Genomic DNA, 18,737 nt, shown 5'->3' with positions numbered 1-18,737 from the left:
TGGAGGGCTTGGCGAAGTGCCGTGCCCCCGACAGGGGGCCCATCCCCGGCGCCGCTCCTACCAACCCGCCGCACCCTCCGGCGCCCCGGAAACCTTGAACGTCGCCCAGACGGACTTGCCAGGGCCGTTGCGGGCGGATGTACCCCAGTCGTCGGCCAGGGCCTCGACCAGGAGCAACCCCCGGCCGCGGTCGTCCGTGTCCGCGGGAGAGCACACGTGGGGCTCCCCGTCCCCGGGGTCGTGTACCTCCACCTGAACGACGTGCGGCTGCACGGCAACCCGTACGAGGAAGCGGCGACCCACGGGGGTGTGCCGTAGCGCGTTGGTCGCCAGCTCCGAGACGCACACCCGGATGTCGTCCGCCCGGTCCCCCGCGCCCACCACACCTGCGACGAACTCGCGTGCCCTGCCTACCGAACGGGCACTCCTGGCGAACATCCGCGCCTGCGTGGTCATGGTGCTTACCTCGTTCCGAGCGGAGCTGAGCTGTGGTCCCCGTCCCTCTCCCCACGTGGTTCCGCGGGCGAAGCGGTCAGAGTTGGCCCCCCTGACCCGCCGGGGTAAGAAGCCTTCCCCGGCACTCCCCCCGTCTCCCGCAGAAGCGCAGGTGAACAGTCCCCCGGTCGGTTCGTCCGCCGCCTGCCTGTCTGCCATCGCCATGCCTGCCAATTCGTCAGTTCGTCTGATGCCCCGACCGGGGGTCTACTACGTTGCGTAAGAACATCGTTGCCCTCCGTACCGGCGAGCAACAGGTCTTCACGTCTCCCGCTACCGCTGGAGAGATGGGAGTCGCACAGTGCCCGCACGTCCCCGCGAACTCACCCCCGACCGAAGCGCCCGACACCTCTTCGGCGCGAAGATGCGCGCCCACCGCATGCGCGCGGGCATGAGCCTCGAAGCGCTGAACGACGTGGTGAACATCAGCCGCAGCCACCTGGCCCGCATCGAGACGGCGGAAGCCATGCCGCCGCCGGATCTGCCGCCGCGGCTGGATGCCGCCTTCGGCACGGACGGGATCTTCCAGGAGCTGTACCGGCTCGCGGCGAAGGAGATTCACCCCGACCAGTTCAAGCGCCGTATGGAACTTGAGGCACGCGCCCAAGCGATCGGGGAGTACGGCGGTCAGATCGTGCCCGGGATCTTGCAGACGGAGGGCTATGCACGTGCCCAGTTCCGGCAGGCCAACCCCTGGGCGTCGGAAGACAGCATCGAGGAGTTGGTCACCGCTCGTATGAGTCGGCAGTCGGTACTTACCTCCGACACATTGATGGACTACTCGGCGGTGCTGGACGAGGCGGCACTCCGCCGGGGCTTCGGCGGGCCGGAAGTGATGCGGACCCAACTCGCGCACCTCGCAGAGCTGACGCTCACGCAGAAGACGATGGTCCAGGTCGTCCCCTTCGGCCTTGGGGGACATGCGTTGGCCGGAGGCACGCTCACCCTGATGACCTCGGCCGATGGTGCACGGGTCGCCTACGAGGAGAGCATCACGACAGGCACGTTGATGGAGGAAAAGGAAAGCGTCGTCGAACGGCAGCGGGTATACGATCTGTTAAGGGCATCCGCCCTGTCGCCAGACGATTCAGCGACCTTTTTCCGGTCCGTCATGGAGGTACTTCCGACATGAGCACCACGCCTGACCTCTCCCGCGCGGAATGGGTCAAGTCGAGCTTCAGCGGAAACGGCGGGGGCAGTTGTGTCGAGTGGGCTCCTGCTTACGTCACCTCAGGCGTCGTCCCCGTCCGTGACAGCAAGGACCCCCACGGCCCCGCGCTCACCTTCGAGCCCTCCGCCTGGACGTCCTTCATCACCGCCGTCCGGCGCAACGAGTTCGGCACCGAAGATCGCGACCCCACAGCCTGAGCACTAGGCGGTTTCGAGGAGCCGCTTTCGCAGCAGGGCGGTGCCGGATTCGGCGAGCCAGTCCGCGAGCGTACGCAGTCCGGGGTGGATGACGCGCAGGGCTTCGATGTCGGCGTGCCAGCGCGATCCGGCCGCCCAGCGTTCCCGGACCTGTGCGATCTCGGGGTTGAGTGCGACGGCCTCGGCATGCGTGATCTGCTCGTAGCGCACCGCGGTTCCGGTGGCCTCGCTGATCGCGGCGACCGCCTCGGCCGGGGTGGGGGCGTCCCCCGCCAGTTCCAGGGTCCGCCCCGCGAACCGGTCCGGCCTGTCGAAGGCCAGCGAGGCGAATTCGGCGATGTCCTCCACCGCGATGATCTGGACGGGCTCGTCCGGCGGGAAGATGTGCCGGTGCACGCCGTGGACGATGCCGTCGACACCGACGGGCGGCGCGGCGAGGTAGTTCGACATGAAGCGCACCGGCCGCAGCACGGTCACCGACCGGATCCGCTCCCGCAGGTAGTCCTCGATGCGCTTCTTCCCCTCGGAGCCGCCCAGTCGACCCGGCGTGGACGCGATGCCCGTGAACACCACGTGCTCGACCCCCACGGCGGTCGCGGCATCGATCAGCGCCCGGCCACGGGCGAACTCCTGCTCCACGCCGGAGCCGTCCGGTCCGAAGGCGACGGGCGGTACGGCGAACAGCGCCGCGGCTCCCTCCAGTGCCGCGGGCAGACTCGACGGGTCGTCGAAGTCGCCGCGGACGAGTTCGGCGCCGGCGGATTCGAGTGCCTTGGCGGCGGCAGCCGTCGTATCCCGCACGAGCGCGCGCACCGGCCTGCCCGCCGCAAGGAGCCGGCGTGCGGCGGCGCCGCCCTGCCGTCCGGTCGCACCGGTCACAACGACCAAGCGGTCAGTGGTCATGTCGTCCTCCGCCCCGGGATTGTCGGTGGCACGATCGGGTCGGTCCGGGGTCGATGTGGAATGCTCCACCCGGTTGACTGCGACGGACAAGGGATTACGTGACATGACCGCAGCTCCCCACGACATCGGCCGGGCCGATGCGCGCCGTAACCGCACGAAGGTGCTCGCCGCCGCTTCGCGGGCGTTCGACGAGCACGGCACGGACATCTCGCTCGGCGCGATCGCACGGCAGGCGGGGGTCGGCGCCGGCACCGTGTACCGGCACTTCCCCAGCAAGGAGATCCTGCTGGAGGCCGTACTCGTCCGGCAGGTCGACGACGCGGTGGACGCCGCCCGGCGGTGGGCGGCCCGCGCCGACCCCGTCACGGCGTTCTTCGGCTTCCTCCTGGAGGTCGTCGACACGTCCCTCGGGCGCAAGCACGCCTGCGACGCCCTGACCGCGGAGACCAACTGGCCGCGCCCGGGCCTGGCCGCGTCGGCACGACGGTTCCGCCGGGCACTCGACGAACTGCTCCGCGCGGCCCAGCAGGCCGGCGGGGTCCGCACCGACGTCGGCGCGGACGACGTCGCCGCGCTCACCGTCGGGTGCTCGACGACCCGGGCCGCCCACCGCGACCGGAACGGCGGCGCCCGCATGGCGCGGCTGGCACTGGAGAGCCTGCGGAGCCCCGGACCCGTCACGGAAGGGCAGGTGTTCCGTGACGCACCCGGCGCGCTGCACGCGGCAAGGCGGTGCGAGGAGTGCGGGGCCCGGCTCCAGGCCCGGCCCTCCGGCCGCCCGGCCCGCTACTGCGGAGCGACCTGCCGACAGCGGGCACACCGTCGCCGCCTCGGCTCGTAAGCTCCCATGACCGATCTGCCCGCCCCGCCCTCCGCTGCCCTGTCGCCCGTTTTCGGCAGCCTCGATCGACGTCCCACAGCCATCTCCGTGCCTCCTGAGTCCCGCCGACCCCCCGTGATGTCTACCCCTCACCCCCGGGAGATCAACGCGGATCCAGCGGCTCCAGCCGCGTCCACCCCGTCCAGCCCCGCTTGCGCAGCAGCCCGATGAGCCGCCGCGCCGGCGGCGCCGCCTCGAAGGCCAGCTTGTCCATCAGCTCCGCGAAGGGCGGCGCGAGGTCGACGTCGGCGACGTAGTCCCGCCCCCGTTCCGCCGTGAGGCGGGCGAGGTACGCGGCGAGGTCGTCGGCGAGGGCGGTCAGGCGGGGGTCGTCCGGCGCCCAGTCGAGGGCGTGGCCGAGGGTGCGGTAGAAGTCGAGGAACTGGGGGTCGGCGAGCTGGGCCCGTTTACGGGCCAGCCACTCCGGTACGCGGTCGGGGGAGTGCGCCGCGAGCGGGATCCAGCCCTCGCGCTCGACCGCCACGATCCGCTCGTCGACGCCCAGTTCGCGCAGCCGGTCCAGGAACGCCACCACCTCCGCGGGCAGCGCCAGGCTGTCGCCCGCCGTGAGCCGGGCGATGCGGCGGCGGGTCTCCCGGCGGGCGCGGATCTCGGCCCGCAGCCGCCGGTCGATGTCCGCGACCGCCGCCGCGAACTCCGCCTCGCCCGCCCGCAGCAGCTCCCGCACCCGGGCCAGCGGGACGCCGGCCTCGGCGAGGGTGCGGATGCGGATCAGCTCGACCACGGCGGCGGCGTCGTAGCGTCGGTAGCCGGAGTGGTCCCGGTCCGGCTCGGGGAGCAGGCCCTTGGCGTGGTAGTGCCGGACCGCGCGGACCGTCACGCCCGCGTACGACGCCAGTTCGCCGATGGTCAGCATCGGGGCATCCTAGGCCGCCGCGCGGGTGCGGTAGAGGCGGCGCGACCAGAGGTAGCCGGCCGCGCCGAGCGCCGCGCACCAGCCGGCCGCCCACGCCGCGTCCACGCCGTCCGGCGCCCCGTCGAGGAGCCCCCGGATCAGATCCATGACCGGCGTGAACGGCTGGTGCGCGGCGAACCACCGCAGCCCCGCGGGCATCGTGTCGACGGGGACGAACCCGCTGCCCACGAACGGCAGCAGCACGAAGACCATCGGCAGGTTGCTCGCCGTCTCCGGGTCCGGGCTGGCCAGACCCAGCGCCACCGTGAACCACGTCAGCGCGTACGACAGCAGCCCGAGCAGCCCCGCGAGGCAGACCCAGTCCGCCGCCGACGCGCCCGTCCGCAGCCCGAGCGCGAAGGCCACCGCGCCGACCGCGGCGAGCGCCAGCGCGGTCTGGATCATCGCGGCGAGCACGTGGCCCGTGAGCACCGAGGACTTCGCAATAGGCATGGTGCGGAACCGGTCGATGATCCCGTCGGTCATGTCGTTGGCGACGAGCACGGCGGTGCCGATGGACACGCTCGCGACCGTCATCGTGAGGATCCCGGGGGCGATGTACGTGGGGTAGGAGCCGCGGTCGCCGCCGGGGAGTCCCGCGCCCATGGTGCCGCCGAAGACGTACGTGAACAGCAGCAGGAAAAGCAGCGGCTGGCCGACGAGCATGAGGGTCATGGACGGGTAGCGGGCCATGTGGCGCAGGTTGCGGCGCAGCATGGTCGCGGAGTCGCGCAGGACGTACGTGCCGGGGGCACTCATGCCCGTACCTCCCCGGCGGGGACGGCGTGGCCGGTCAGGGCCAGGAACACGTCGTCCAGGTCCGGGGTGTGCACCGCGAGCCCGGTGACCGACCCGTCGTCGTCGAGCCCCGCCAGCAGCCGCCGCAGCGTGCCGAGGCTGCCGTCGTACGGCACGGTGACGGCCGGCGCCGCCGGGTCGGCCACCGCGCCGGGCAGCCGGCGCGCCAGCTCCGCCGCCCGCGCGGCGTCGGCGACGTGGAGTTCGACGTGGCCGCCGGTGACGCGGCGCTTCAGCTCGGCCGCGGTGCCCTCGGCGACGAGCCGGCCGCCGTCGAGCACCCCGATGCGGTCGGCGAGCCGGTCCGCCTCCTCCAGGTACTGCGTGGTGAGGAAGACGGTGGTCCCGTCGGCGACGAGTTCGCGGACGACGTCCCACAACGCGCGGCGGCTGCGCGGGTCGAGTCCCGTGGTCGGCTCGTCGAGGAAGATCAGCCGCGGCCCGGACACCAGGGTCATCGCCAGGTCGAGCCGCCTCTTCATGCCGCCGGAGTACGTCGCGGCCCGCCGGTCGGCGGCGTCCGCGAGGCCGAAGCGGGCGAGCAGCCCGGCGGTGACGGCAGCGGCGCGGGGGCGTGCGAGGTGGCCGAGGTCGGCCATGAGCCGCAGGTTCTCGCGGCCGGTGAGCAGCCCGTCGACGGCGGAGAACTGGCCGGTGACGCCGATCGCCGCGCGCACCCGGGCGGGCGCGCGGCGGATGTCGTGGCCGGCGACCTGGGCGGTGCCGGCGTCGGCGGGGAGGAGGGTGGTGAGGATGCGGACGGTGGTGGTCTTGCCGGCGCCGTTGGGGCCGAGCAGGGCGTAGACGGTGCCGGCGGGCACGGTGAGGTCGACGCCGGCGAGGACCTCGCGGCCGCCGTACGCCTTGCGCAGTCCCGCGGCCTCGACGGCGGGGGCTCTCGTGGTCATGGCCCCATGCTCGGAGGCTGACCCTGCGTCGGGGTCAAGGGCGGCACCGCGGGCGGCTGTGGGGGAACCCGGACTGCGGGCTGAAGACCCGCGGGTGGGCGGAGACGCGGGCGTCGCTGGAGAGCCTGGTGGCGGCGGCGCGGCAGGTGCGGGCGGAGCTGCGGGGGTGACGTGGCGGCAGAGGGCGGGCGCTGACGGCCGGGTACGGGCCGGGTACCGGCGGCCGTACGCGCCGGGCGCCGGGCATGCCGCCGGCGCTCCGGCACGGGGGACCCGGCCCGCGTCAGGCGTCCGCCCCGGCGCCTTCCCGGGGGTGGGTCGTCCGGCGAGAGGACCAGGAGTGGGTGTGTTGGTCGTCGATGGTGCAGCGGGCTGCCGATAACTTCTTGGGGCGGTGTTTGTGCGGGCACGGCGGTGAGGGCGGCCGTGATGCGCCACGGAACACACCTGGGTGCGTGGCGAGGCGTGACATGGGGTTGTGGAGGCAGCCGTGGCGGAGTCACGAGACAACGACCGGCTGGCCGCGCGCCTCGTGGCGGTGGGGGCACTGGGGTTCGTCCTGGTGGTGCCACCGCTGCTGGCGCAGTTCGACCGCGTGGACCGGGTCTTCGGTGTCCCGGTCCTCTGGGCGTACCTGTATCTCGTCTGGGCGATCGTGATCGGCCTGGTCGCCCTCATCGGCACCAGATCAAGGTAGTGCTGTGCTCCGGGCCGAGGTCATCGTCGCCGCTTCGGTGGTATACCTCGGTCTGCTCTTCGCTGTGGCCTTCTACGCCGATCGGAGGGCGGACTCCGGCCGGAGCCTGATCAACAACGCCACGGTCTACGCCCTGTCCCTCGCGGTGTACGAAACCGCATGGGCGCTCTACGGCAACGTGGGCGGGGCCGCCGCGACCGGTGTCGGCTTCCTGGGCCTCTATCTGGGGCCGGTGATCATGTTCGCGCTCGGCTGGCCGGTGCTGCTCAGGATCATCCGGATCAGCCGCCGGCACCGGGTCACGTCACTGGCCGACTTCGTCTCCGCCCGCTACGGCAAGAGCGCGGTGCTGGGTGGTCTGGTCACGGTCATCGCCGTGGTGGGGATCGTTCCCTACATCTCGCTCCAGCTCAAAGCGGTCTCCGACACCTTCGAGATCATTCGCCGGTATCCCGAGATCACCGCTCCCTCGGAGATGGGCCAGGTCCCGCTCCTCCAGGACACCGGGCTGTACGCGGCGCTGCTGCTCGCCGCGTTCACCATCCTCTTCGGCACCCGCCACCTGGACACCGCGGAACGCCACGAGGGTCTGGTCGCCGCCGTCGCGTTCGAGTCCGTGGTGAAGCTCGCGGCACTCCTCACGGTCGGGATCTTCGTGACCTTCTGGATGTTCGGGGGGTTCGACGACCTGTTCTCCCAGGCGGCGGAGGCCGACCTCACCCAACTGTTCACCCTGCACGGGCACACCAGCTACGGCACCTGGGTCTGGATCATGGTGCTGTCCATGCTGTCGATCGTGCTGCTGCCCCGGCAGTGGCAGGTCACCTTTGTCGAGAACGTCGACGAGAAGCACCTCAAACGCGCGATGTGGCTGTTCCCCGTGTACCTGCTCGCGAACACCTTCTTCGTGCTTCCGCTCGCGGCGGGTGGCCTTCTGCGGCTCGGCGGGGTCACCGATGCCGACACCTATGTGCTGGCCCTCCCCATGGCCGCGGGCCAGCAGGCACTCGCGCTCTTCGTCTTCATCGGCGGCCTCAGCGCGGGCGCCGCCATGATCGCCGTCGAGAGCATCGCACTCAGCACCATGGTGTCCAACTCGCTCGTGCTGCCGCTGCTGCTGCGCGGCAAGTCCCGGCTGGCCCGCCGGGACGATCTCACCGGCCTGGTCCTGGGCATCCGCCGCACGACCGTCGTGCTGATCGTGCTGCTCGGCTTCGCGTACTTCCGGCTCGCGGGCGAGGGGCGGGCGCTGACGTCGTTCGGACTGGTGTCGTTCGCGGCCGTGGCACAGTTCGCGCCCGCGATCATCGGCGGCCTGTTCTGGAAGGCCGGCACCCGCCGGGGCGTGCTGGTGGGTCTCGTGGCGGGGTTCGTCATGTGGGCCTACACCTTGCTGCTGCCGAGCTTTGCCGAATCCGGGCTGCTGCCCGCCTCGTTCCTGGATGAGGGCCCGTTCGGCATCGGCCTGCTCCGGCCGCAGCGGTTGTTCGGCCTGGCGGGAATGGACCCGGTCGGCCACGCGATGTTCTGGAGCGCCCTGGTGAACATCGGCGGGTATGTGGCCGTCTCGCTCGCCGACCGGCCGAATGCCGCCGAACAGGCACAGGCGGTGCAGTTCGTCGACATCCTCGCCGAGCCCGCCAGCGAACGGCGCTGGCGGGCCCATGCCACCGTCGGCGCCGTGCAGACGATGCTGGAGCGCTTCCTCGGGCGGGAGGGCGCCGAGCGGACGCTGCGCGCGTACCCGGGGGAGAAGCCCGACTCGCCGAAGGCCGAGGCGCCCCCGGAGCTGATCCATCACGCGGAAGCCCAGCTCTCCGGCACGGTCGGGGCGGCGTCCGCGCGGCTCGCGGTCGACGCGGTGGTCGGGCAGGAACCCGTCCGCACCGACGAGGTGATGGAGATGATCGGCGAGGCGTCGCAGCGGGTCGAGCTGGTCCGGCAACGGCTGGAGTTCCTCTACGACGCGACCAGCAGCGTCGGCACCACCCTCGATGTGACGCATACGGCCGAGGAGTTGGCCCAGGTCTCGGTCCCGGGCTTCGCCGACCACGTCACCGTCGACCTGCCCGAGGCCGTGGTGCGCGGTGACGAACCCGGGATCGCCGGCGGCGGGGACACCGGTCCGCGGATACGGCGCACGGCCGTCAGCCATATCCATGACGACACCCCCTTCTTCCCCATCGGCGACCTGATCACCTTCGCGCCGTCCTCGCCACCCGCCCGCAGCATCGAGACCGGGCAGGCGATCCTGGTGCCCCGGCTGCGTGAGTCCCTGGGGTGGCGGGAGGTCGATCGCACACGGGCCTCACGCATCCTGGACTACGGAGTCCATTCGCTCATCACGGCGCCGCTGCGCGCCCGCGGTGTGCTGCTGGGCGTCGTCAACTTCTGGCGCTCGGAGAACCCCGAGCCCTTCGAGCAGGACGATCTCTCCCTCGCGGCCGAACTGGCCGCCCACGCCGCCGTCTCCCTCGACAACGCACGCCGCTACACCCGCGAGCACGGCATGGCCGTGGCCCTCCAGCGCAGCCTGCTCCCCCGCACCCTGCCGGAACAGAACGCCGTCGAAGTCGCCTACCGCTACCTCCCCGCACAGGAAGGCGTCGGCGGCGACTGGTTCGACGTGATCCCCCTGTCCGGCGCCCGGGTCGCCCTGGTGATGGGCGACGTCGTCGGGCACGGACTGCACGCCGCCGCCACCATGGGACGGCTGCGCACCGCCGTGCACAGCTTCTCCTCCCTCGATCCGCCACCCCACGAGCTCCTCGGCCACCTCGACGAACTGGCCACCCGCACCGACCAGGAACTGGTCGCCGCCGGCGGCGAGACCACCATCACCGGCGCCACCTGCCTGTACGCCGTCTACGACTCCGTGACCCACCGCTGCGCCATCGCCAGAGCCGGCCACCCGGCACCGGCCCTCGCCCGCCCCGACGGCACCGTGGAGTTCCTGGACGTCCCCTCGGGCCTCCCCCTCGGCATCGGCGGACTGCCCTTCGAATCCGTCGAACTGCACCTGCCCGAGGACAGCAGACTCGTCCTCTTCACCGACGGCCTCGTCGAACGCCGCGACCAGGACATCGACACCGGACTCGACATCCTGCGCCAGACCCTCGCCACCGCCGGTCACACCCCCGAGGAGACCTGCGACGCCGTACTCGACGCACTCCTCCCGCCCGTCCAGAGCGACGACATCGCCCTGCTCGTCGCCCGGACCCGCGTGCTGGGAAGCGAACAGGTCGCGCAGTGGGACGTCGAGCCCGACCCCGCGGCCGTCCACCGCGTACGCGCCGCCGTCTCCGAGCTCCTCGCGGAATGGGAGCTGGAGAACCTCCAGGAGAACACCGAGCTGATCCTCAGCGAACTGATCACCAACGCCATGCGCCACGGCGTCGGGCCCATCAAGGTACGGCTGCTGCGCGACCACACGCTCACCTGCGAGGTCTACGACCACAGCCTCACCTCGCCGCACCTGCGCTACGCCGCCACCATGGACGAAGGCGGACGAGGTCTCTTCCTCGTCGCCCAGCTCACCTCACGCTGGGGAACCCGCTACACCCAGGACGGCAAGGTCATCTGGGCCGAACAGGCCGCACCGGGGCCACACGGCACCTGACCGGCCCGGCCGTCGCCACCGCTGGGGTCCACGTGGGGATCTGCACCGGCCCGCAGCGGTGGGGAAGAACCTGCCCGGACCAGGTCAGTCTGCTGGTGATGCCGTGTTCTCGGGGCGGCCGGCTCGCGGGAGGCGCAGGGCGAGGAGGGCGACGTCGTCGGCGCTGTCGGGGGCGAGGCCGGCCAGAAGTTCGTCGCAGAAGTCGCCGGGTGTCTCGCGGGCGAGGGCTGCGGCGTGCTGGCGCAGGCGCCTGAGGCTTCGGTCGAGGGTCTCGCCCCGGCGTTCGATGAGCCCGTCGGTGTAGAGCAGGAGGGTGGACTGGGCGGGCAGCGATGCGGTGGCGCTGGGGCGGGGCAGGTCGGTGGTGGCGCCGAGGAGGTGGCTGCGCCCGCCATTGAGGTAGCGGGTGTCGCCGTCGTGGGTGACCAGGAGTGGCGGGGGGTGGCCGGCGACGGCGTAGTCGAGTTCCCAGGGGCCGGCCTCGGATCCGTGGATGACGGCGAAGATGCAGGTGGCGGTGGTCCCGGGATAGAGGGTGTGCTGGGCTACGTCCATCCGGTGCAGGATCTTCTCCGGGGGTTCCTGGCGGTCGCTGGCGATGCCGCGGAGCATGTTGCGCAGGTGGCTCATGGTGACGGCGGCTTTGAGGTCGTGGCCGGTGACGTCGCCGATGATCAGCGTGGTGCTGCCGGTGGGCAGCACGAAGCTGTCGTACCAGTCCCCGCCGACCTCGGCGGTGGTGTGCGAGGGGGAGTAACGGGCCGCCATGTGCAGGTCGTCGACGTGCGGCAGTTCGGGCAGCAGCGAACGCTGGAGGCGTTCGGCGATCCGCTGCCGCTGACGGTGCAGACGCGCGTTGTCGATGGCGAGGCCGATGCGCTGGACCACATCTTCGATGAGGGGCAGGTCGTGCTCGGTGAGCGGAGGGTGGTCTCCCGAGCGGCTGACGGTGAGGGCGCCGATGGCCTCCCGCCTGGCCCGCAGCGGGGCGATGACGGCGCTGGTGGCGCCCGCGACGATTCCGGCCTCCCCCGTCTGCGAGGTTTCCCGGCCCTCGGAGGTGAGATCGCTCCCCGTCAGCAGCAGGGGGCCGGCGCCGCGTAGCGCGCGGACCAGGGGATCGGCGGCCGGCCCCGGCGGCAGGGGCAGGAAGGCATGCTCCTCGTGCGGCTGTGGACCGCTCTCCGTACGGGAGGCGCAGAAACGCTCGATCCGGCCCTTCTCTGCCAGCAGGTCGACGGCGCACCAGTCGCCCAGCCGGCGGGCCGCGATCCGGGTGACCCGCCGCAGCCCCTCGTTCATCTCCAGGGTCCCCGCCAGCGCCGCATTGATGTCGGCCAGCACCGTCAGCCGGTCAAGCGCCTGCTGCAGGATCGCATCCACGTCGTACTCGTCCACTTCGGAGCCATTCCCCCGAGGGACCGCACAGACCGTCACCGTGCCGCGAATACCGCCGCCTGGCCCATCGCTCTCGCCCGGCAGGGGGCCGCCTGCTACTCCCTGCGGCGGCCGGGGAGCGGTTGCAGCAGTCGGCGCAGCCCGGAGCCGTTCGGCCACGCGTCCGGACCGGACGGTGCGCCGGAGGTACGGGCACGTCGGAGTGAGGGTCCCGGGCCTCCGTGCGTCCGGCCAGGACCGTACGCTGACGCGCCGTCAGTCGCCTTCGCCGTCCTCCTTGCCCGCCGGCGGGACCCGGGTCTCCTGGGCCAGCCGGCGGGTGAGGAGCCGGCGCGGGCCGGGTCCCGTGTCGCCGAGGCGGTCGTCACGGTTGCGGAGCAGGCAGCGCTCCAGCGACAGGCAGCCGCAGCCGATGCAGTCGGTCAGCCGGTCCCGCAGCCGCACCATCTGGTCGATGCGGATGTCGAGTTCGTCGCGCCACGCCGCCGACAGCCGCGCCCAGTCCTCCTGCGTCGGCGTGCGCTCGTCGGGGAGCGTCCGCAGCGCCTCGGCGACCGTGCGCAGCGGGATGCCGACCCGCTGCGCGGTGCGGATGAACGCCACCCGGCGCAGCGTGTCCCGGGTGTAGCGGCGCTGGTTGCCGGGGGTGCGGCGGCTGCGGATGAGGCCCTTGCCCTCGTAGAAGTGCAGGGCGGTGACGGCGACGCCGGAGCGGGCGGCGAGCTGGCCGACCGTGAGCTCCTTCGCGTCGAAGGGTGGCTTGTCCATTCCGGCAGGCTAGCCCTTGACCTCGATTATGGTCGAGGTCTGAGACTGGCCGCCATGACCACTTCCCGCGCCCCGGCACCGGGGCAGGAGCAGGGCCGGCGGCGGCGCCGGCTCGGGCTCGCCGTGCTCGCGCTGCCCGCACTGCTCGCCTCCCTCGAACTGACCGTCACCAACCTCGCGCTGCCCGCCATCGGCCGCGACCTCGGCGCCGGCAGCACCCAACTGCTGTGGACCGTCGACATCTACGCCTTCCTCCTCGCCGGCTCCCTCATCACCATGGGCGTGCTCGGCGATCGCGTCGGCCGCCGCCGGCTGCTGCTCTACGGGGCCGCCGGCTACGGCGCCGCCTCGCTGCTCGCCGCGTACGCCGTGAACGCGGAGATGCTCATCGCCGCCCGCGCCCTCATGGGCGTCGCGGGCGCCACCCTCATGCCGTCGACGCTGGCGCTGGCGGCGGCGCTCTTCCCCGGGCCGCGGGAGCGGACGACGGCCATCGGCGTCATCGTGGCCAGCGTCTCGGGCGGCACGGCGATCGGGCCGCTGGTGGGCGGCTGGCTGCTGGAGCGGTTCTGGTGGGGTTCCGCGTTCCTCCTCGGCGTGCCCGTCATGGCGGTGCTGCTGGTGCTGCTGCCCGTGCTGCTGCCGGAGTCGCGCGGCCCGGCGGGGCGGCGGGTGGACGTGCTCAGCTCGCTGCTGTCGCTGGCCGCGGTGCTGCCGGTGGTGTACGGGCTGAAGCAGATCGCCGCCGAGGGCGCGGGCGCGGTGCCGGTCGCGGCGGTGGCGGCGGGGGTGCTGGTGGCGGTGGCGTTCGTACGCCGCCAGCGGGCGCTCGCCGACCCGTTCGTGGATCTGCGCCTCTTCGCGGACCGTACGCTCGCCACCGCCGCGGCGACCCTGGCCGCCGGGATCTTCGTGCTCTGGGGCTCCAACTACGCGCTCGCGCAGTACCTCCAGCTCGTGGAGGGTCTTTCGCCGCTGGACGCGGGGCTGTGGACGGCGCCGTCCGCGCTCGGCGTGATCGCCGGCTCCACGCTGGCGCCGAGGCTGGCCCGCCGGTACGAGCCCGCGCGGATCATCGCCGCCGGGCTGGCGCTCTCCGCCGCCGGATACGGGGTGCTGACGCAGGCCGGCGGCGCGCACGCGCTGCCGGTGCTGGTCACCGGCGCGGTGATCGTGTCGGCGGGACTCGGGCCGATGATGGCGCTGGCCACCGACATGGTCGTCGGCGCGGCCCCGCCGGAGCGGCAGGGCGCGGCGGCGGCGATCTCGTCCACGGCACCGCAGTTGGGCGGCGCGCTGGGCATCGCGCTGCTGGGCAGCGTGATCACGGCGGTGTACCGGGGGCGTACGGACGGGGCGGTCCCCGAGGGCGTACCGGCGGACGCGGCCGGGGCGTTCGAGGACGACCTGAGCGCGACGGTCACCGCGGCGGAGCGGCTGCCGGGGCCGGCGGGCGACGCACTGCTGGGCGCGGCGCGGGGGGCGTTCGAGACGGGGTTCCAGGTGGCGGCGGGCGTGTGCGCGGCGCTGACGGTGGCGACGGCGGTGCTGGTGGCGCGGGCCGGCGTGCGGGGGAAACGACGCGTAAGTCCGTAACCATGCGTTACGCTCGCAGCCCGCCCGCGCGGGGGAACGCCGCGCGGAGCGCGCGACCCGGGGGCCGCACTCGACACCGTACGGAGGACCACCGTGACCGTCGGCGACAACGCAACCGAAGCCCCCCGCGAAGCCCCCCGCCCCACCGGCGTACTCAGGCGCACCGCGGAGGGGCACGACCTCGTGCTCAGCCGCACGTTCCGCGCCCCCGCCGCCGACGTCTGGTCCTGGCTCACCGAGCCGGAGCGCACCGTCCGCTGGTTCGGCCAGTGGGAGGGCGACGCCGCGCCCGGCCGTACGGTCCGGGTGCGGATGGCGTACGAGGACGGTGCGCCCTGGTCCGACCTGCGCATCGACGCCTGTGAAGCGCCGCACCGCCTGGCCGTGTCCATGGTCGACGAGGCGGGCGACTGGCGCATGGAGGCGCTGCTCGCGGAGGCCGGCGGCGGGACGCGGCTGGAGCTGATCCACCACCTCGCGTCCGTCGAGGGCGTCGGCGAGGTCGGCCCCGGCTGGGAGTACTACCTGGACCTGCTCGTCGCCGCGCGCGACGGCGCCGCGGACACCGCGGCGCCGTCGTTCGACGACTACTACCCGGCGCAGCGGGACTACTTCACCTCGCTGACCTGACCGCCGCGGGTGCCTCCGGCTCGTCCTCCCGCGGGAAGAACGGCAGGTCGATGCAGACGCGGTCGGCCGCCGCCAGGATCTCCCCGGCGTCGTCGACCGGCGGGTGGATGTACCCGTTGATCTGCTCCTTGACGAACGCGCCGTCCGCGCCGGTCGCCATGACCGCGCGGTCCCAGCCCCGGGTGAACACCCCGCCGGCGCCGCCCAGATAGAGGCAGGTGACGTACGGGGCGGGGGTGAACGGCCGCGGCGGTACACCCAGCAGGTCCGCCGCCGCGTTGTACCCGGCGACCTTGCCCAGCGGCGTCGCGTGCTGGCACGCCTGCATCACGGTGTGCTCCGCGTCGTACGGCGCCGCCGCCGTGTCCCCGGCCGCGAACACCTCGGGCAGCGCCCGCAGCCACTCGTCGACCGGCACCCGGCCGAGGTGGTCGAGTTCGCCGGGGTCGGCCACGAGCTGCCGGGTCAGCTCCTGGGCACGGAGCCCGGTCGACCACACCACGGCGTCCGCGTCGACCCGTTCGCCGCCGGAGAGCACCGCGTAGCCGTCGCCGACCTCCGTCACCGAGGTGCCGAGCCGCCGCTCGACGCCCAGTTCGTCCAGCGCCGCCTCGATCGCCGCGCGCGGCCCGGGGCCCAGGGGCTCGCCGACCGTCTCCGCGGTGTCCACGAGGAGCACCCGGCCGCGCGCCGCCAGTTCCGTCGCCGCCTCCAGGCCGACGAACCCGGCGCCGACGACCACGGCCGCGTAGCCGTCGCGGCCGCGCAGGTGGCCGGTGAGGCGGCGGGCGCCGGCGAGGGTGTCGATGTCGAAGAGCCGCTCGGCGCCGGGCAGCCCCGCGGGCGGCACCAGCCGGCTGCCGGACGCCAGCACCAGCCGGTCGTAGCCGATCTCCGTGCCGTCCGCCACGACGACGCGGCGTTCGGTGTCGATGGTGCTGACCGTCGCGCGTACGTGCGCGACGCCGATCGGGCCCAGGATCCGGTCCAGCGCCACCGTCGCGCGGTCGGGCTCCGGTTCGTACAGCCGCGGGCGCAGCACCAGGCGGTCACCGGGCGCGATGAGCGTGATGCGCAGATCCGCGTCCCCGCGGGCGAGCGCGGCGCCCGCCGCGCTCCACACGCCGGCGAAGCCCCCGCCGATGATCACGACATGGTTCATCGTGTGGTCCTTCCTCAGCTTGCTCGGTACGGACCCTCACGGGGAGAGGATCCGCAGGGAGACAGGACAGAGGGCTCAGATGTGACCGAGGGCGGCGACGGGGCCGAGCTTGTCGGGGTTGGCGAGCCGGCGGATCGCGGTGAGACGGCCGTCGGCGACCTCCACGGTGTCGAGCCAGACGGGCCGGCCGTCGCGGTACGTGGCGAGCGCGGGCTGCCCGTTGACCTCGACGAGGCGGACGGCGTCGGGGCGCGCGATCCGTACCGAACGGACCGCGAGCAGCGCGATCGTCTCCGCGCCGCGCACCGGCCGGCGCGCGGCGGTCGCCTTGCCGCCGCCGTCGCCGACGTACACGGCGTCGGGGTGCAGCAGCGCGACGAGCCCGGCCATGTCACCGGCCTCGGCGGCGGCCTTGAACGCCCGCAGGACGCGCTCGGTCTCGGCCCGGGAGGCGTCCGGCCGCCGCCCGTCGGCCCGCACCCGGGCGCGCGCCCGGGAGGCGAGCTTGCGGGCGGCGGCGGGGGTGGCGCCGAGCACGTCGGCGACGCGGGCGAAGGGGAAGCCGAAGACGTCGTGCAGCACGAACGCGACCCGCTCGGCGGGCGTCAGCCGCTCCATCAGCACGAGCATCGCGGTGCCGACGGACTCGTCCACGAGCACCTGCGCGGCGGCGTCGGGCCCGGTCGGCAGCGGCTCGGGCAGCCAGGGCCCGACGTACGCCTCGCGCCGGACGCGGGCGGACTGCAGCACGTTGTACGAGGTCCGCGCGGCGACGGTGACCAGCCAGGCGCGCAGGTCGCGCACCTGGGCCAGATCCGCCTCGGCGGCGCGCAGCCACACGTCCTGCGTCACGTCCTCGGCCTCGGCGACGGACCCGAGAATCCGGTAGGCGGCGCCGAACACGGCGGGCCGGTGCGCCCGCCAGTCCGCGTCGCTCAACGCCCGGGTGGCCTCCACGGGTCACGGCCTCCTCACACCGGCGCCTGCCTGCGTCTGCAGTGTATGCAGACGCAGGCAGGCGCTCGTGCGCCGGGGACGGCCGCCGGCTGCGGGGTCAGTCCCCGGAACCGGCGATGGCGGTGACGCGGATCTCCACCCACATGTCGGCGAGGACGGGAAGGTCCATGAGCAGCACGGAAGGGCCCATGAGGAACACGGGCGAGGACGGGGACGACGCGGAGCTGCGATGGCTCGACGAGCAGGAGAAGGCGGCGTGGACGGGGCTGATCTCGCTCGTGCTGCTGCTGCCCGGCAAGCTGGAGCCGCCGCTGCGGCAGGAACACGGCCTGACCCTGTTCGAGTACCTCGTGCTCAGCCATCTCTCCGAGGCCCCGCGGCGCAAGCTGCGGATGGGAGAGCTGGCCTTCCTCGCCAGCGGGCCGCTCTCCCGCCTGTCCAACGTCGTCAAACGCTGTGAGCAGCGCGGCTGGATCGTACGATCACCCGACCCGGCCGACGGCCGCTACACCCTCGCGGAACTCACCGACGCCGGTTTCGGCATCGTGCAGCAGGCGGCGCCCACGCACCTGCGCTCCGTACGCCGCGTCGTCCTCGACTCGCTCAACGCGGCCGACCAGAAGGCCCTCACCCGCATCGCGGAGAAACTCCGCATCGTCCCCGACGGCTTGGGCTGAACAGCCGGGGGCGGCCCCCCGCAGGCGGCGGCTCCCGGGGGCCGCCCCCGGCGTCAGCCCGCCGCCCGGTTCAGCCGGCCCGCGACCAGCTCCGTGAGGCGGACGAACCCGTCCGTCCCGTACCCGAGCCCGATGACCCGCTGCGCCTGCCCCGCCGCCGCCCGCATCACCCCGGCGTCGATGCCGTGGCTCTCGGAGGTCGCGATGATGTGCTTCATCGACGACGCGGACGACGTGATCGGGTTGGTCTCCCCGGAGTAGTCCTCCGCCGCCACTCCCGCGGCCATCCCCTCGATGGCCTCCGGCAGGATCGCGCCGATGCCCTTCGCGAACGGCGCGAGCTCGGCCGGGCCGACCCCCTCCGCCCGCGCGACGGCCAGCGCGTGCGCGCAGCCCGCCATCGTGGTCCAGAAGATGTCCAGCAGCGCCACGTCGTACGCTGCGGCCCGGCCGAAGTCCTCGCCGAGGTGCGTGTGGGCGCCGCCCAGCGCGGCGAGCACCGGCTGGTGCTCGTCGTAGAGGTCCTTCGGGCCGCTGTAGATGAACACCCCGTGCGGTGTGCCGATGGTGGACGTCGGCGTCATGATCGCCCCGTCGAGATAGCGGATCCCCTGGTCCGCGGCCCAGGCCGCCGCGTCGCGGGCCCGCGTGGGGGTGTCGGCGCTGAGGTTCGCGACCGTACGCCCCTTCAGCGCCGCGGCGACGTCCTCGCGCCGGAGCACCGCGTCGGAGGCGTCGTAGTCCACGACGCACACCACGGTCAGGTCGCTCGCCGCCACCGCCTCCGCGGCCGACGCCGCGGGCAGCGCGCCCCGCCCGACCAGTTCGGTGTCCCGGCCCGGCGTCCGGTTCCAGACCGTCGTGCGTACCCCGGCGGCGACGAACGCGCCGGCCAGTGCCCGTCCCATCGGGCCCAGCCCGAGGACCGTGACGGCAGACTCTGCGGACATGACTAACCTCCATAA

Annotated in this window: 17 protein-coding genes and 2 pseudogenes; 9 read left to right on the top strand and 10 right to left on the bottom strand. The window is 73.2% G+C overall.

Annotated elements, in window-relative coordinates:
• Positions 1 to 57: 57 nt before the first annotated feature.
• On the bottom strand, positions 58 to 456 hold the full coding sequence (locus tag FB457_RS16480; RefSeq protein ID WP_047016917.1) for an ATP-binding protein: 399 nt from the start codon (positions 454 to 456) through the stop codon (positions 58 to 60).
• 340 nt (positions 457 to 796) lie between these two features.
• On the opposite strand from FB457_RS16480, the gene FB457_RS16475 reads away from it, so the two are divergent.
• Positions 797 to 1,627, top strand: a complete 831-nt coding sequence (locus FB457_RS16475; protein ID WP_047016916.1) for a helix-turn-helix domain-containing protein — start codon at positions 797 to 799, stop codon at positions 1,625 to 1,627.
• Positions 1,624 to 1,863 (top strand): DUF397 domain-containing protein, encoded by a 240-nt coding sequence (locus tag FB457_RS16470; RefSeq protein ID WP_145782278.1) that lies wholly within the window; start codon positions 1,624 to 1,626, stop codon positions 1,861 to 1,863. The genes FB457_RS16475 and FB457_RS16470 overlap by 4 nt, the downstream gene beginning before the upstream one ends.
• A gap of 3 nt (positions 1,864 to 1,866) precedes the next feature.
• On the opposite strand, the gene FB457_RS16465 is transcribed toward FB457_RS16470, so the two are convergent.
• Positions 1,867 to 2,766 carry an NmrA family NAD(P)-binding protein gene (locus tag FB457_RS16465; protein WP_078898339.1) on the bottom strand — a complete coding sequence of 300 codons (900 nt, stop codon included), beginning with the start codon at positions 2,764 to 2,766 and terminating at the stop codon, positions 1,867 to 1,869.
• 103 nt (positions 2,767 to 2,869) lie between these two features.
• Between FB457_RS16465 and FB457_RS16460 the strand changes: the two genes are divergently transcribed.
• Positions 2,870 to 3,607, top strand: coding sequence for a TetR/AcrR family transcriptional regulator (locus FB457_RS16460; RefSeq protein ID WP_145782277.1), 738 nt, complete (start codon positions 2,870 to 2,872; stop codon positions 3,605 to 3,607).
• Positions 3,608 to 3,749: 142 nt separating this feature from the next.
• Here FB457_RS16460 and FB457_RS16455 read toward each other — a convergent pair whose 3' ends face one another.
• From FB457_RS16455 to FB457_RS16445, 3 genes are read right to left on the bottom strand one after another with little or no spacing between them, the layout of a single operon-like run.
• Positions 3,750 to 4,523 carry a MerR family transcriptional regulator gene (locus FB457_RS16455; protein ID WP_047016913.1) on the bottom strand — a complete coding sequence of 258 codons (774 nt, stop codon included), beginning with the start codon at positions 4,521 to 4,523 and terminating at the stop codon, positions 3,750 to 3,752.
• Positions 4,524 to 4,532: 9 nt separating this feature from the next.
• The gene (locus FB457_RS16450) at positions 4,533 to 5,321 is read right to left on the bottom strand and encodes an ABC transporter permease (RefSeq protein ID WP_047016912.1); all 789 of its coding nucleotides are present in this window, start codon (positions 5,319 to 5,321) and stop codon (positions 4,533 to 4,535) included.
• Positions 5,318 to 6,268: an ABC transporter ATP-binding protein gene (locus FB457_RS16445; RefSeq protein ID WP_047016911.1), complete on the bottom strand. Its 951-nt coding sequence runs from the start codon at positions 6,266 to 6,268 to the stop codon at positions 5,318 to 5,320. The genes FB457_RS16450 and FB457_RS16445 overlap by 4 nt, the downstream gene beginning before the upstream one ends.
• A 53-nt stretch (positions 6,269 to 6,321) precedes the next feature.
• On the opposite strand from FB457_RS16445, the pseudogene FB457_RS16440 reads away from it, so the two are divergent.
• The 3 genes and pseudogenes from FB457_RS16440 to FB457_RS16430 all read left to right on the top strand — a co-directional run.
• Positions 6,322 to 6,438: pseudogene (locus FB457_RS16440) on the top strand (hypothetical protein); the annotation flags it as partial.
• A 320-nt stretch (positions 6,439 to 6,758) separates the two neighbouring features.
• Entirely contained in the window at positions 6,759 to 6,965 is a 207-nt protein-coding gene (locus tag FB457_RS16435) for a hypothetical protein (RefSeq protein WP_047016910.1), read from the top strand.
• A gap of 1,918 nt (positions 6,966 to 8,883) precedes the next feature.
• Positions 8,884 to 10,584, top strand: a pseudogene (locus tag FB457_RS16430) (ATP-binding SpoIIE family protein phosphatase); the annotation flags it as partial.
• 84 nt (positions 10,585 to 10,668) lie between these two features.
• Here FB457_RS16430 and FB457_RS16425 read toward each other — a convergent pair.
• Positions 10,669 to 11,982 (bottom strand): PP2C family protein-serine/threonine phosphatase, encoded by a 1,314-nt coding sequence (locus tag FB457_RS16425; RefSeq protein WP_052770362.1) that lies wholly within the window; start codon positions 11,980 to 11,982, stop codon positions 10,669 to 10,671.
• Positions 11,983 to 12,237: 255 nt separating this feature from the next.
• A complete protein-coding gene (gene soxR, locus FB457_RS16420; RefSeq protein ID WP_047016909.1) occupies positions 12,238 to 12,750 on the bottom strand; it encodes a redox-sensitive transcriptional activator SoxR in 513 nt (170 codons plus the stop codon).
• Between the two features lie 54 nt (positions 12,751 to 12,804).
• Here soxR and FB457_RS16415 point away from each other — a divergent pair, with 54 nt between their 5' ends.
• Together FB457_RS16415 and FB457_RS16410 are read left to right on the top strand one after the other, a co-directional pair.
• Positions 12,805 to 14,346, top strand: a complete 1,542-nt coding sequence (locus FB457_RS16415) for an MFS transporter (protein ID WP_145782276.1) — start codon at positions 12,805 to 12,807, stop codon at positions 14,344 to 14,346.
• A gap of 93 nt (positions 14,347 to 14,439) precedes the next feature.
• A complete protein-coding gene (locus FB457_RS16410; protein ID WP_047016907.1) occupies positions 14,440 to 14,976 on the top strand; it encodes an SRPBCC family protein in 537 nt (178 codons plus the stop codon).
• Here the strand turns inward: FB457_RS16410 and FB457_RS16405 are convergent.
• Positions 14,960 to 16,138 carry an NAD(P)/FAD-dependent oxidoreductase gene (locus FB457_RS16405; RefSeq protein WP_047016906.1) on the bottom strand — a complete coding sequence of 393 codons (1,179 nt, stop codon included), beginning with the start codon at positions 16,136 to 16,138 and terminating at the stop codon, positions 14,960 to 14,962. The two genes, FB457_RS16410 and FB457_RS16405, sit on opposite strands and share 17 nt — an antisense overlap.
• 75 nt (positions 16,139 to 16,213) lie before the next feature.
• Complete coding sequence (sigJ, locus tag FB457_RS16400) at positions 16,214 to 17,095, bottom strand: RNA polymerase sigma factor SigJ (RefSeq protein ID WP_047016905.1); 882 nt, start codon at positions 17,093 to 17,095, stop codon at positions 16,214 to 16,216.
• A 167-nt stretch (positions 17,096 to 17,262) separates the two neighbouring features.
• On the opposite strand from sigJ, the gene FB457_RS16395 reads away from it, so the two are divergent.
• Positions 17,263 to 17,772 (top strand): MarR family winged helix-turn-helix transcriptional regulator, encoded by a 510-nt coding sequence (locus FB457_RS16395; RefSeq protein ID WP_047016904.1) that lies wholly within the window; start codon positions 17,263 to 17,265, stop codon positions 17,770 to 17,772.
• Between the two features lie 53 nt (positions 17,773 to 17,825).
• Here FB457_RS16395 and FB457_RS16390 read toward each other — a convergent pair whose 3' ends face one another.
• Positions 17,826 to 18,722 (bottom strand): imine reductase family protein, encoded by an 897-nt coding sequence (locus FB457_RS16390; RefSeq protein WP_145782275.1) that lies wholly within the window; start codon positions 18,720 to 18,722, stop codon positions 17,826 to 17,828.
• Positions 18,723 to 18,737 lie beyond the last annotated feature (15 nt).

The organism is Streptomyces sp. CNZ287 (assembly GCF_007827615.1).
Note: the sequence above shows the minus strand (reverse complement) of the source record. Positions and strands in the feature narration are given on the sequence as shown.

Excerpts from the sequence above, each read along its gene's own strand:
- FB457_RS16480 (WP_047016917.1), bottom strand. The coding sequence starts at position 456 with ATGACCACGCAGGCGCGGATGTTCGCCAGGAGTGCCCGTTCGGTAGGC.
- FB457_RS16470 (WP_145782278.1), top strand. The coding sequence starts at position 1,624 with ATGAGCACCACGCCTGACCTCTCCCGCGCGGAATGGGTCAAGTCGAGC.
- FB457_RS16465 (WP_078898339.1), bottom strand. The coding sequence starts at position 2,766 with ATGACCACTGACCGCTTGGTCGTTGTGACCGGTGCGACCGGACGGCAG.
- FB457_RS16460 (WP_145782277.1), top strand. The coding sequence starts at position 2,870 with ATGACCGCAGCTCCCCACGACATCGGCCGGGCCGATGCGCGCCGTAAC.
- FB457_RS16455 (WP_047016913.1), bottom strand. The coding sequence starts at position 4,523 with ATGCTGACCATCGGCGAACTGGCGTCGTACGCGGGCGTGACGGTCCGC.
- FB457_RS16450 (WP_047016912.1), bottom strand. The coding sequence starts at position 5,321 with ATGAGTGCCCCCGGCACGTACGTCCTGCGCGACTCCGCGACCATGCTG.
- FB457_RS16445 (WP_047016911.1), bottom strand. The coding sequence starts at position 6,268 with ATGACCACGAGAGCCCCCGCCGTCGAGGCCGCGGGACTGCGCAAGGCG.
- soxR (WP_047016909.1), bottom strand. The coding sequence starts at position 12,750 with ATGGACAAGCCACCCTTCGACGCGAAGGAGCTCACGGTCGGCCAGCTC.
- FB457_RS16415 (WP_145782276.1), top strand. The coding sequence starts at position 12,805 with ATGACCACTTCCCGCGCCCCGGCACCGGGGCAGGAGCAGGGCCGGCGG.
- FB457_RS16405 (WP_047016906.1), bottom strand. The coding sequence starts at position 16,138 with ATGAACCATGTCGTGATCATCGGCGGGGGCTTCGCCGGCGTGTGGAGC.
- FB457_RS16395 (WP_047016904.1), top strand. The coding sequence starts at position 17,263 with ATGAGCAGCACGGAAGGGCCCATGAGGAACACGGGCGAGGACGGGGAC.
- FB457_RS16390 (WP_145782275.1), bottom strand. The coding sequence starts at position 18,722 with ATGTCCGCAGAGTCTGCCGTCACGGTCCTCGGGCTGGGCCCGATGGGA.